The sequence below is a fragment of the Verrucomicrobia bacterium CG1_02_43_26 genome (assembly GCA_001872735.1).
Classification (GTDB): Bacteria; Verrucomicrobiota; Verrucomicrobiia; order Opitutales; family CG1-02-43-26; genus CG1-02-43-26.
Genome location: MNWT01000024.1, coordinates 30,964 through 43,436 on the forward strand (window position 1 = coordinate 30,964; position 12,473 = coordinate 43,436).

Annotated in this window: 10 protein-coding genes, 1 tRNA gene and 1 other RNA gene; 7 read left to right on the forward strand and 5 right to left on the reverse strand. The window is 41.3% G+C overall.

The annotated features are described in order from the left end of the window. Positions 1 to 163 precede the first annotated feature (163 nt). The 3 genes from AUJ82_07980 to AUJ82_07990 all read left to right on the forward strand — a co-directional run bounded on the left by AUJ82_07980 (position 164) and on the right by AUJ82_07990 (position 3,961). Positions 164 to 2,377, forward strand: a complete 2,214-nt coding sequence (locus tag AUJ82_07980; GenBank protein OIO58644.1) for a hypothetical protein — start codon at positions 164 to 166, stop codon at positions 2,375 to 2,377. Between the two features lie 71 nt (positions 2,378 to 2,448). Continuing rightward, positions 2,449 to 3,024 (forward strand): hypothetical protein, encoded by a 576-nt coding sequence (locus AUJ82_07985; protein ID OIO58645.1) that lies wholly within the window; start codon positions 2,449 to 2,451, stop codon positions 3,022 to 3,024. Positions 3,025 to 3,031: 7 nt separating this feature from the next. Then, positions 3,032 to 3,961, forward strand: coding sequence for a hypothetical protein (locus AUJ82_07990; GenBank protein ID OIO58646.1), 930 nt, complete (start codon positions 3,032 to 3,034; stop codon positions 3,959 to 3,961). A gap of 15 nt (positions 3,962 to 3,976) precedes the next feature. On the opposite strand, the gene AUJ82_07995 is transcribed toward AUJ82_07990, so the two are convergent. Next, entirely contained in the window at positions 3,977 to 4,351 is a 375-nt protein-coding gene (locus tag AUJ82_07995; protein OIO58647.1) for a hypothetical protein, read from the reverse strand. 330 nt (positions 4,352 to 4,681) lie between these two features. Between AUJ82_07995 and AUJ82_08000 the strand changes: the two genes are divergently transcribed. The 3 genes from AUJ82_08000 to AUJ82_08010 all read left to right on the forward strand — a co-directional run bounded on the left by AUJ82_08000 (position 4,682) and on the right by AUJ82_08010 (position 8,662). Next, positions 4,682 to 6,577, forward strand: a complete 1,896-nt coding sequence (locus tag AUJ82_08000; protein ID OIO58732.1) for a molecular chaperone DnaK — start codon at positions 4,682 to 4,684, stop codon at positions 6,575 to 6,577. 85 nt (positions 6,578 to 6,662) lie between these two features. Continuing rightward, positions 6,663 to 6,974, forward strand: coding sequence for a co-chaperone GroES (locus tag AUJ82_08005; GenBank protein OIO58648.1), 312 nt, complete (start codon positions 6,663 to 6,665; stop codon positions 6,972 to 6,974). Positions 6,975 to 7,006: 32 nt separating this feature from the next. Further along, positions 7,007 to 8,662 carry a chaperonin GroL gene (locus AUJ82_08010; protein ID OIO58649.1) on the forward strand — a complete coding sequence of 552 codons (1,656 nt, stop codon included), beginning with the start codon at positions 7,007 to 7,009 and terminating at the stop codon, positions 8,660 to 8,662. Between the two features lie 88 nt (positions 8,663 to 8,750). On the opposite strand, the gene AUJ82_08015 is transcribed toward AUJ82_08010, so the two are convergent. The 4 genes from AUJ82_08015 to ssrS all read right to left on the reverse strand — a co-directional run bounded on the left by AUJ82_08015 (position 8,751) and on the right by ssrS (position 10,919). Then, positions 8,751 to 9,350 (reverse strand): hypothetical protein, encoded by a 600-nt coding sequence (locus AUJ82_08015; protein ID OIO58650.1) that lies wholly within the window; start codon positions 9,348 to 9,350, stop codon positions 8,751 to 8,753. 60 nt (positions 9,351 to 9,410) lie between these two features. Beyond that, a complete protein-coding gene (locus tag AUJ82_08020) occupies positions 9,411 to 10,487 on the reverse strand; it encodes a tRNA 2-thiouridine(34) synthase MnmA (protein OIO58651.1) in 1,077 nt (358 codons plus the stop codon). 18 nt (positions 10,488 to 10,505) lie between these two features. Beyond that, positions 10,506 to 10,580 (reverse strand) — tRNA-Cys (locus AUJ82_08025). A gap of 152 nt (positions 10,581 to 10,732) precedes the next feature. Beyond that, positions 10,733 to 10,919, reverse strand: a non-coding RNA gene (gene ssrS / locus AUJ82_08030) — 6S RNA. A 669-nt stretch (positions 10,920 to 11,588) separates the two neighbouring features. On the opposite strand from ssrS, the gene AUJ82_08035 reads away from it, so the two are divergent. After that, positions 11,589 to 12,470 (forward strand): hypothetical protein, encoded by an 882-nt coding sequence (locus AUJ82_08035; protein ID OIO58652.1) that lies wholly within the window; start codon positions 11,589 to 11,591, stop codon positions 12,468 to 12,470. Positions 12,471 to 12,473: the final 3 nt, after the last annotated feature.

Genomic DNA, 12,473 nt, shown 5'->3' on the forward strand with positions numbered 1-12,473 from the left:
TGTTTCAATGGGCAAAAATGGTTAGATGCCCTACGTAAATCTTATTTTATCATTCATTTACCCTTGGAGTTTGAAATTAGGCAGTTTTGAATTGACAATTTAAGGTTTTGATCACATAATTATATTATTAAATAATGTCAATAATTAGATTGTTTATACCTATATGGGTAGTGTTTCTTTTAAATTAAATAACAATAATAGTAGTCAGAAGAATAATAGTAGGCTTTCAGTCAAATTATACGAATTGCCTTTCTATAAAAATAACGACTATTATCTCGGGAGTGTTAAATGGATGATAGGGAACTTGCCTTATCTCGGAAATTTAAAGGACGAGTTAGTAGAGGATTTTTATTCACGAGCGGAAAGTTATATTGACCAGAACTTTCCCGAAGTGAAGAACCTCGATCAGAAGCTGAAGAAGCGCCTGGTGGATTATTCGGTGAAGCAAGTGGGATCCGGTAAATGGGAAAATATTTCACCTAAAAATAAAGATCTTTGTAATCTGGTTGAATCCTATAAAGAGATAAAGAACTTATCTGATTTCAAGCTTGGGGAAAAGCATACCGATGGAACAGAAGAGTCGAGAGGCAGACCTATAAAAACTTTTGCCACTGACGAAAAAACAGGTGAGCAATGGATTATTACCGAAAAGCATTTTTCTGATAACGAAATACGTTCTTACCTTGGTAATCTCTACCAGCCTTTTTGCAATGTTAAGGAAGGGAACGAAGAGATCAAATGTGCTCCGGATATGAGGATTATCTACGATGCAAAAGAAGATAAATTTCTATTAGGGTCACGGTTTTTGGATAAAGGTTTCAAGACGATTCATGAGTATCGAGTGAATGAACTGAACGACACTGAGATTAAGTATAATCGTCAAGTAACATATAATCATTTGTTGGGAAAACAGAATAGTAAGGACGAGAATTCTTATGCCGTATTAGCGAGTTTGTTGTTTTTGACAGAAGCGGATCCCCACCTAGGGAATATAATGATTAAAAAGGATAAAAATAAACATTACTTAGGCAAGATTGACCACGATGGCAGTTTCATGGACATGTATAGTAAGCAATGGATAGACTTAGTAGATGTAGTATTTCGCGATTACGCATTTAAAAAAGACAGCCTTGACTTGAACAAGCTTGTAGCAGAGCTTGAAAAAATAGAAAACCTTTCAGACGAAAAGATCATTGAGCAAGTAGATAAGCACGTTCATTTTTTGAAGTCACTTGGGTTGGATCAATGGAACAATACGAATCTAAAGCTACCTGTAATACCCGATTTCGTTTGGTTTTCAGGGAGAATTGTTACATTTTTACCGAAGCAACCCAAGGAATTGGGGAAATTGTTGCTAGAGCGAAAGAAATTACTGAAGGAGATGACATCCCGGTTACATATTGAATCATGTCTTCAGAACGATGATATTGATCGTTTCAAACAATTGGAAAAGGAAAGCGGGATCTCTAAAACAGCAGATTTTTGGTTTTACAATACAACGGAGAAAAGTACTCTATTGTGCGCAGCCACTCATTACAATGCATCCAATGTAATCAAATATATTGGGGGCTCCAGACAAGAAGTTATTAACGCTGCCAGCATTGCGATTAAAGAGAAGAAAGTTGAATCTTTTTCGGCTTTACTATCGTTGGTGGACGAAGAAGCGGACAAAGTAACCCTGCTTCGGCAATGCATTTTAAAAGACTGGCGAGATGGTTACAAGGAATTGACACAGAATTCCGAGTTTCATAAACAAAAAAAATACCAGTTTGCGCTCTTAAATGCATATTGCGACTCCAGTTGCCCTGCTAAAGATAAATTATTTAAAAATGAATTGCGTCAACTGTTTGTCGGTTTTGCGAAAGATGAATTTTCGCAAGATAAAGACGAAACCAAGCTAGACTTAGACCGCGTTATTCAATTTCTTGAATCTCATAAGAATCCGCATAATAGTGGGTTAAAACGCCTAATTAATATTTTAGAAGAAGCTTTTCCTCAAGAACTCGATTCCAAAAAGAGCTATGAGTTTACTATAAAGTTGTTCGCCTTATGGTATGAAAAAGAGATTCATCCTCGTGAGCCTGAATGGACGAATTTATGGACGAACGATTTTTTCGGATTAACGTCTTTAGTTGCAAAAATTACGGATCAATCTGACTTACAAGAATTGGCCTTAGTCGTTGCTAAGTATATGAAGGCTCCAAGATCTGGATCAAGTCATGTTCGCGAAAGTTTCGGCTGGATGGAAGATATGGTTGATAGGATTGAAGACAAGGCATTTATTGAGGAAAAACTATTACCTGAACTTCAATACGATTACGACCAACGATCTTTTTATCAGTACGTTAAAGAGTTAGTTGAAAAGAACAAGAAATAGGCTTTCGCAACAGATCTCTTCTTGGCTTCAAGCATTATGGATAACGCTTTTTGTATTCCTGTGTACATGAAATGCCGTTAATCAGGGAGCGTGCGTTTTTTCCTTTCAGGTGGGCCGATGCCCCTGGGCCTTTCCGTTTCAGATCTATTAAGACCTTGACCTTTTCTTTCCCTTGGTTCAAAAATAGTCTAAACCTCTTTTACATCATGACAGAAGACGCATCAACCCCTACACATCACCCCTTAACAGAGTTAGAAAAAACACAGCGCAGCATACGCATCATAGCATGGACGCTTCTTTTATTGGGCGCGCTATCTGCTGCTAACGTTGTTGCGGAAACCTTTCGCGGTGTCTTCTTCTTGGATATTCGGGTAATATTCCTCCTCGCTGGTTGGGGCCTACTTCGTAGAAGCGAGTTCTGGAGGCGTTTCTCATTTGTCTGTTCCACTTTTGTTTTCATCTATAGCCTCATTATCCTCACCCTCCTCTTTTTATACTGGCTAAAAGTCTTAAATATGTTTACCGTTATTCCCAATATCTGGACTGTCCTGCTGGCTATTGTCTCATGTGTCATTAGCGGCTGGGTCTGTTGGGTTATTTCTAGAACAAAAGTTAAACAATATTTCTTATCCAAAACATTTGAATAATTAAGCCATGAACTATGCTATAGGTGTCGATTTGGGGGGGACAAATATTAAAATGCTCGCTATAGATGAGCAAGGAGCCATTCTCTGTGAGAAATCTCGCCCTACTCAGGATTATAATGATCCACAACGCCTTCTCTGGCGTGATAATATCGCTGAGATGATTAGCGAAATCGAGCAAGAACAGGGCTATTCTGCCAAATGGATCGGTCTTGCCGCACCAGGTATGGCTTCGAGAGACCACTCTTGTATCCTCTCTTTTTCTGGCCGTCTAGAAGGTATTGCTAAACTTAATTGGACAGATTTTCTCAAGCGTGACACCGAAGTAACTGTTCTCAATGATGCACATGCGGCACTATATGGAGAACACTGGCTTGGCACAGCTGCCGGTATCGATAATGTCGTTTTCTTGACCCTGGGTACAGGGGTAGGGGGTGCTTTTTTAATTGATGGTAAATTGATTGGCGGCGCAACGGGTCGAGCAGGTCACTTGGGTCACACATGCCTCAACCAGGACATGCCAAAGGATATCTGCAACTCACCTGGTAGCATCGAGCTTATGATAGGAGAGTGTACCGTTAAAGAACGTACCGAAGGTCGCTTTAATGAAACTAAGCATCTCGTAGCGGCCTATTTGGCCGGGGATAAATTTGCAACCGAAATTTGGCTCAAATCCGTCCATGCATTAGCGTGTGCGTTGTCCACTTTTATCAATATTTTAGATCCAGAAATTATTCTATTGGGCGGTGGTATCAGTAAAGCAGGGAATGCTTTATTTGAACCCCTTGCTAAGTTCATGGACGATGTAGAGTGGAGGCCTGAAGGTATCCAAGTGCCCATTCAAAGCGCACAATTAGAAAATACAGCGGGTTCTATTGGAGCCGCTCGCTTTGCGATGCTACATAGTAAGCCCGTGGCATCACAGGCCTCTTCAGTATAGTTTAATATTATAGGTCTACAAAAACCGTGTCCTGCTATCCCGCTTGGCGGGCGGATGCGTCCCGGGTGCACTCGGGCCTCTTGTAGGGCTTTGCGGTCTAGTGGTTCTTACAATCCCACGAGTACCTTCACTTACAACACCTCTCCTTCTGGGGCGAAACCTTGGCCCAGCGGCAAATGGGCTCCTGCTTCCTGGTTTTTTTGCATCCTGTGGTTTCCCTAAAAGTCTTCTACTATCCTCTCTTGAAGATTTAACAATCACTTGGTTGTTTTGTGTATCTAGATCAAAGGTAAGCTTTTGACCATTTTGCCCTCTTGTCAAAGATAACGCATTCAATACCTCATCGGGTAACTGAACAAAGCCGTCCGGGGTTATTGTGGCAACGATCATATATAGTAATGGTACATTCATTATGGTTAAAAATCAAGTCAATAAAGAGTTTGCGGATCGGGTGACTCGTTTTGCCCATTAGAGGGACATCGGTAGTGACATCTTGTCTCTGTTGTGACGCACCTTTCATGCCAAAGTACGATTTTATTTCTGAAATTAATTTTGTTTATAAATATAAAAATTTACAACCCTTTCAAAAGGAACGACTTGAGTAATACTTGCATGTGGTCTAAAAAACTTGGCACGTTCCTTGCGAACAATATAGGCGTGAACGATAACAACAAAAGCAACAAAGTATTGGGTATCGATTTAGGTACCACGAATTCATGTATGGCCATTATGGAAGGCGGAGAGCCCGTGGTCATCCCTAATGCCGAAGGCGCCAGGACGACACCGTCCATTGTCGCTTTTACTAAAGCGGGGGAACGCCTTGTTGGCGCAGCTGCCAAACGTCAAATGGTCACAAATCCTCATAACACAATCTTTTCAGCAAAACGCTTGATTGGTCATAAATTGTCCGAAGTTCAAGATCTTGCCGAAAATTTACCTTACAAATTAGTTGAGGGCAAAAATGGGGATGCGTGGATACAATGCCAAGTCGGTGATAAGACAGAAAAGTTCGCTCCGGAACAAATTTCGGCCATGATCCTTGCCAAACTAAAGGCAGACGCGGAAGCCTATTTAGGCCAAAAAATAACCCAGGCAGTCGTCACTGTTCCCGCCTACTTTAATGACGCTCAACGTCAAGCAACCAAAGATGCCGGTGCGATTGCAGGCCTCGAAGTGCTTCGTATTATTAACGAACCCACCGCAGCATCGCTCGCTTATGGTCTGGACAAAAAGAAAGACGAAAAAATTGCTGTTTATGACTTAGGCGGCGGTACGTTTGATATCTCTATTCTCGAAATCGGTGATGGTGTCTTTGAAGTTAAAGCAACTAACGGTGACACTAAGCTTGGTGGAGATAACTGGGATGACGCTATCATCCAATATCTAGTCGATGAATTTAAAAAAGAAAGCGGAATCAATCTGCGTCAGGATCCTATGGCGTTACAACGTCTTAAGGAAGAAGCGGAAAAAGCTAAAATTGCTTTGTCTTCAACGCAACAGACAGACATCAATTTGCCGTTTATTACAGCAGATGCCAGTGGGCCAAAGCACTTAAATATAACGCTCTCTCGCTCTAAATTAGAGCAATTGACTGATAGTTTGTGCCGTCGTACCATCGATCCGGTTAAGAAATGTATGGCAGATGCCGGCCTAGCAGCGGGAGAAATCGATGAGCTCGTGCTTGTTGGTGGTATGACGCGTATGCCTAAGATCGTTGAAACCGCACGTGAACTTGCAGGTAAAGAGCCACATAAGGGTGTCAACCCAGACGAAGTAGTAGCCGTTGGTGCTGCCATTCAAGGTGCTGTCCTTAAGGGTGATGTTCGTGATATTCTTTTACTGGATGTCACACCGCTTACCTTGGGTATTGAAACCGCAGGTGGCGTTTCTACACCAATGATTGACCGCAATACAACGATACCTACAAAGAAATCTCAGGTATTTACCACTTACGGTGACAGCCAAACTAGCGTGGATATTAAAATCCTTCAAGGCGAACGCCCATTAGCTAACCAAAATAAGCTTTTAGGTAATTTCCGTCTAGATGGTATTCCTTCAGCACCTCGCGGTGTCCCGCAAATCGAGGTTATCTTCGATATTGATGCCAATGGTATCCTACATGTTACCGCAAAGGACAAGGGTACAGGTAAGGATCAAAAGATTACTATCACAGGTGCTTCCGGTTTATCTAAGGAAGAAGTTGAGAATTTGAAGCGTGAAGCGGAATCTCATGCTGAAGAAGATTTGAAGCTCAAGGAGCGTATCGAAGCGCGCAACCAGTTGGATTCAGTTGTTTATCAAACTGAAAAACAATTGGAAGAGCACAAGGATAAGATACCTGCTGAACTCAAAGCTCAATTAGAGCCTATGCTCGCGGACGGTAAGAAGGTTCTTGATAACCAAGAAGCTTCTACGGAAGAGTTAAAAGCTATGTTTGAAAAGATTTCGCAGAAAATGCAGGAGATTGGCCAAAGTATCTATGCTCAGCAAGGTGCTCAACAAGGCCCAGAAGCTTCTGCAGAAGCGCAACAAGAACAACCTTCGGGCTCCAGTAAGCACGCGGGTGAACATGTTGTCGATGCTGAAATCATAGACGAGGGTAACGACAAAAAGTAAATTAACCTTGTCTGAACCTTTCTTCTGGCTTGCCTTTTGGCAAGCCAACCCATTGAATATTAACCTTAAAGAATAAAAAAGAATTATGGCAAATACAGAAAAAGCAGTAAAAATCACTCCTCTCGGTGATCGTGTGCTCGTTAAGCACATGGATGAAGATAAGGAGCAAGTTAAAGGCGGCATCATCATTCCTGACTCGGCTAAAGAAAAGCCACAGGAAGCTAAGGTGATAGCTCTCGGTACCGGTCCAAAGGACGAAAGTGGTAAGCGAGTCGCTTTTGATGTTAAAGTAGATGACATCGTTGTCATTAGCAAATACGGTGGTACCGAATTTGAAATTGACGGTGAGCAGTATAAGCTCGTTCGCCAGGATGATATCCTAGCTATCCTAAACTAATTAATATTAACCCAATTTAGAAAGAATAAATTATGTCAGCAAAAAGAATCATATTTGATGAAGAAGCAAGAAAAGAAATCCTAAAGGGTGTAGAAATGCTCGCAAGAGCAGTGAAGGTAACATTAGGGCCAGCAGGTCGTAATGCATTTATCGACAAAAAGTTCGGTTCTCCACTCGTTACTAAGGACGGCGTTACCGTTGCTAAGGAAATTGAGCTCAAGGATCCTTACCAAAACATGGGTGCCCAAATGGTTCGCGAAGTTGCTTCAAAAACTTCAGATAACGCCGGTGATGGTACAACAACAGCTACCATTTTGGCTGAAGAAATCTATCGCCAAGGCCTTAAGAACGTTGCTGCAGGCTCCAATCCAATCAGCCTAAAGCGTGGTATCGATAAGATCGTAGCCGCTGCAATCGCTCAATTGGCTAAGAACAGCAAGGAAGTTAGCAGCCGTGAAGAAATTCGCCAAGTTGCAACCGTTTCCGCTAACTGGGATCGCGAAATCGGCGAAATCATCGCTGAAGCAATGGACAAAGTGGGCAAAGATGGTACCATCACTGTCGAAGAAGCAAAAAGTATCGAAACAACATTGGATGTTGTTGAAGGTATGCAATTCGATAAAGGTTACCTCAGCCCATACTTCGTAACCAATGCGGAAACGATGGAGTGTCAACTAGAAGATGCTTATATCCTCATTCACGAAAAGAAGATCAGCAATCTAAGTGAACTGCTGCCTCTGCTCCAGAATGTTGCTAAAGCAGGCAAGCCACTCATGATCATTGCTGAAGACATCGAAGGTGAAGCACTTGCTGCTCTCGTTGTAAACAAGCTACGTGGTACATTAAATGTTTGTGCTGTTAAAGCTCCTGGTTTTGGTGATCGTCGTAAAGCAATGCTCGAAGATATCGCAGTTCTTACCGGTGGTAAGTGTATTACTGAAGACCTCGGCCTTAAGCTCGAGAACATTCAGATGGCAGACCTCGGTCGCACAAAGCGTATTACAATTGATAAAGAAAGTACTGTTCTTGTCGAAGGTGGTGGAAAAACATCCGAGATTCAAGCTCGTGTTAAACAAATCCGTCGCCAAATCGAAGAAACCTCTTCTGATTACGATCGTGAAAAATTACAAGAACGCTTGGCTAAACTAGCTGGCGGTGTTGCGGTTATTCATGTTGGTGCAGCTACAGAGCCTGAAATGAAAGAAAAGAAGGCTCGTGTAGAAGATGCGTTGCATGCTACCCGCGCTGCTGTTGAAGAAGGTATCTCTGCCGGTGGTAGTGTTGCTCTCTTGCGTACAGTTGAGGCAATTGAAACAGCTATCGCAAAACTTGAAAAAGAAGGCGCTATGGATGAAGCAGTCGGTGGACGTATTATTCGTCGTTCTATTGAAGCTCCTCTTCGCCAACTTTGCCAAAATGCGGGTGTTGATGGTTCTCTCATCGTACAAGAAGTCCTTCGCAAGAAGGGTAACGAAGGTTACAACGTTGCTACAGGCCAATACGAAGACCTAATTAAGTCTGGTGTGGTTGACCCAACAAAGGTAACGCGTTCTGCTCTGCAAAATGCGGCTTCTGTTGCCGGCCTCTTGTTGACTACTGAGTGCATGATTTCAGAAATTCCTGAAGACAGACCTGCTCCTGCAATGCCTGATATGGGCGGCATGGGCGGTATGGGTGGCATGATGTAAAAACATCATAAAGCTTTTATAAAACGTCTTTATATTTAAAAAATTCAAGGACTTCCCAAACCAGGGAAGTCCTTTTTTTCATCACATGCTACTGTACTCGTGTTAATACGAGCCCTAAAGTGCTAATATCGCGAATAGTGATGTTTACCATTCGTTCGGGATTTATATTCCGCTCAGGATTATAATCCTCTGTGCAAATTTTGCTGAGTTCTTGGTCTGTAAACTGAAAGAGTATTTTTACAGTATCTGTAGTAGCATCTATGCTTGCCAGCCCATTAGCAGCGCCTAAAGTAACGGGTTGATTGTATGCTATTCCATTAGTTAGCGGAATAGAATAAGCTATATTAGCAGTTCCTTTTTGGGTCTTTCCAAAAACTCTACCAACGTATGCTGTAATACTCCCTTCAATTCTGATTGAATTGACCGTTTTTACTGCAAGCGGTAGCGTATTCAACTGAGGTGGGGTTCCTTTGGGGAAAACAGTAATGGGTCCTTCGTTACCATCTGTCATTTGGCCATTAACCGTTACACTTAATTTTGTAAATTCAACATACCAAGAGTTGCCAACATACCAACCCTCAACAATAAAATTAGTATTAACAGACTTCACATCCGCATGACTCTGACTTGATAGGACACCCAAGGCACCTAAAACTAACACAATCATGATAACGGATGCTCTCCCCATGTACAAAATATAACACAGGTTTCTACTTTTTGCTCAAAATTTGCGAAATTTTATTGCGACTTATATGTAGTAACCACTGCCAATCAGCACATTTCCTTGATAGAGTGCAAGTACTTGCCCTGAGGCCAATGCCCGCTGTTCTTCTTTGAAAATGATTCTAGCTTGCCCATTTTGTAAGGGCACATAAACAACTTCTTGAGCCGGATCCCGATAACGGGGCCGAGCCAAGAGCTCTATTTTATCCGTAATAGGCTCGTTTATGAAATGTAGATCACGAAGCATTGCCTCTTTTGTGTAGAGACCCGGCGCATCGGGCTTGTCAAAGGCAACGCGTAATGTATTGCTTTCATAATCTTTGGCAACCACCACATACTTTTCAAAATCTCTGTTAGACGGTATACCTATCCCTTTGCGTTGGCCGATCGTATAACGATGTAGCCCCTTGTGCTCTCCAAGATATTTTCCGGCCGTATTAACAATTGGACCGGGAGACTCCGGTATATACTGCTTTAAAAACTCATTTATGGGTACTTTCCCCAAGAAGCAAATCCCTTGGCTGTCTTTCCTATCCGCATTGGGCAGATTATACTCTTTTGCGATGGCTCGTATTTCTGCTTTATTGTATTCCCCAATAGGGAATAGAACGCGCTTCAACGCTTCTTGCTTAACCATGGCCAGGAAATAGGATTGATCTTTATTAGGATCCATGCCTTCCAATAGTTCCACATTCCCATCACATCTTGTTTTTACTCGGCAATAATGCCCTGTGGCTAGTTTATCAAATCCCTTACTGATTGCGTAGTCCAGTAACACCCCAAACTTAATTTCTCGGTTACACATAATGTCCGGGTTCGGGGTAATACCACTTTTGTAGCCTTCAACCAGGTATTCGACCACTTTTTCTCGGTAGTCATCGATTAAATTAATCACCTCAAAGGGTAGGGATAGGTAGTCCGCAACCTCTCGGGCTGATTCCATATCCGCCTTCCAAGGGCAATCTGCAAAAACACCCTGGCTAGCTTCGTCCATCCAAGTACGCATAAAAACACAAGATACTTCATATCCTTCGTTTTTTAACAGGAGTGCCGCAACAGCGCTATCAACCCCGCCTGATAATGCTACTAATACTCTTTCCACTTCCCTTTTCGTTTTAATTGGAGGCGCGGGTCGGAATCGAACCGACGTATAGGAGTTTTGCAGACTCCGGCCTTACCACTTGGCTACCGCGCCCAACCATACATGTAAATTACACGGAATGCCTATAAAAGCACTTATAGAAGACATGTTCAAGCTGAAAATACGATCCATTCAGGTTTTTTTCTCAAAAAATGAATCAACTCATCTCTCCTCAAACGTTTGCTTGAGCACGAAGTAAAAAAAGGGGTTCCTCCACCTGTGCCGTCTCTAATAGGGATCCTATCTGCCTCTGTATGTACAGGTGGGTGCTTTCCAGGAAATCTTGGCTACCTTAATTAAAGGTTTGCCGACCATCCCCACTGGTGCAAGCTCCCATGTTTGTTTGAATAAGGAAAGAAGGACGTACAATTGCTTCGAACACTGTCGAGGAACCTATACTCATAATAAATCACAGCCCTCCCTGAACGCAAGTCTAAACCCTGTAATCCTCTTTGTGAAGGGCATTCAATCCGTCTAATGTCGAATCCCGAAAATATTGGCGGGTAGTTTACCCCTAAACTACCCGCCATTTATTGACTATTTGTCTTTTTGTTACCCCAAACTCCCATGGGAGAAAGTATTAAAGCATTTTATTCTTAGAAGTAACTCTTATTGTTTATAAAATAAATTGTGACCAAATATTGGCTTAATGTCAATAACTTTTTGCATAAAATTTATGAATTTTTAAGCAATTTTGTATAATTTCAGAAGAATGATCCGGAAACGCTGTTGCAAAGTGATCTTCATCTCCAAAAATATTGGCGGGTAGCTTACCCCTAAGCTACCCGCCATTCATTGACTATTTAGTCTTTGTTACCCCAAACTCCCATGGGAGAAATTCAAAATTCGTTTAGTGGTAACAGTGTATTGTAAAAGTTTAAGTAACCTTTATGGTCATAATTATCATATAAATCGATTCAACTGTCAACTTATTTTTTAATTTTTTTAATTATTTTTAGATGCACGTTATTGCTAATTCTGTGATCGTTATTCGTGTAGATATTCTAGGGTTGCTTTTTTGTAAAATTGCAGCAATTTTTGGGAAACCCCAGCAATCATTTTATGGAAAAGCCTTCTTTGATTAAATTAATTCTGCACAACAAACAGCAGCATTTTACATTATCTGAGCCTACTATTAAAAGAGCCGATTATGCTCCATTTAGTTCAGATGTTTGGGTACACATTTTTTCTTTTCTTAACCTCCCTGAATTGCTCAAATTGGAATCCGTTAATTTAGCTTCCTATTTTTCTTTATGGGGAAAGAACGGTACCGTTTTGTGCCACATTCAACAGCGCAAAACAGAGCTTGTTAAGGGGGATAAGAATAGTAATAATTTTCGATTTATACTCAGTAAGCTCATTTTTCTCAGGAACGATTTCGATAAGCTTGCAAAAACAATTGTGAATAAGCTATTCGGTGATCTCACGTTTTATTTCGACAAAAATATTTCCCAACGCATTCGTTTAGGCGAGTATGATGCCAAGGAGCTTATATCCGTGCTGGAGCTTTTAAGAAAAGACACAGCTAACGAAGGGTTTATAAACGAAATGATTAGCAGCAATAAAGGTAAATATATGATTCGTTTATGGGAAAAGCAAAAGTCTCCGGATCAATTAAAAGTCTTCATTGCCTATTTAAAAAATCAGAAGTTAAATATAAATTTTTCAGAACCAGAGGAATATCTTTTTTATAAAATAACAAAAGAATACGCAAAGCTTGGTAACAAACGTGAAGTTAGGTATTTTGCAAAGTTCACGGGATCACGTTTGCCAGAAACATACTTTAAGTGCGCTAAAATTTTTGCGAAAAGGGGTGATAGCCTAACCGCTTACGATTTTCTAGTGAAAATGGAACATTCTACAGATCCTTATGCAAAGGATGATATAATGGACATCAAGGGTTGTAGAATACAGATTGAAACGTTGCTGCAGCAGGCAAAATAAGTG

Coding starts and splice junctions, on each gene's coding strand:
- AUJ82_08000 (OIO58732.1), top strand. CDS start 4,682: ATGGCCATTATGGAAGGCGGAGAGCCCGTGGTCATCCCTAATGCCGAA.
- AUJ82_07995 (OIO58647.1), bottom strand. CDS start 4,351: ATGATCGTTGCCACAATAACCCCGGACGGCTTTGTTCAGTTACCCGAT.
- AUJ82_07980 (OIO58644.1), top strand. CDS start 164: ATGGGTAGTGTTTCTTTTAAATTAAATAACAATAATAGTAGTCAGAAG.
- AUJ82_08015 (OIO58650.1), bottom strand. CDS start 9,350: ATGGGGAGAGCATCCGTTATCATGATTGTGTTAGTTTTAGGTGCCTTG.
- AUJ82_08035 (OIO58652.1), top strand. CDS start 11,589: ATGGAAAAGCCTTCTTTGATTAAATTAATTCTGCACAACAAACAGCAG.
- AUJ82_08005 (OIO58648.1), top strand. CDS start 6,663: ATGGCAAATACAGAAAAAGCAGTAAAAATCACTCCTCTCGGTGATCGT.
- AUJ82_07985 (OIO58645.1), top strand. CDS start 2,449: ATGCCGTTAATCAGGGAGCGTGCGTTTTTTCCTTTCAGGTGGGCCGAT.
- AUJ82_07990 (OIO58646.1), top strand. CDS start 3,032: ATGAACTATGCTATAGGTGTCGATTTGGGGGGGACAAATATTAAAATG.
- AUJ82_08010 (OIO58649.1), top strand. CDS start 7,007: ATGTCAGCAAAAAGAATCATATTTGATGAAGAAGCAAGAAAAGAAATC.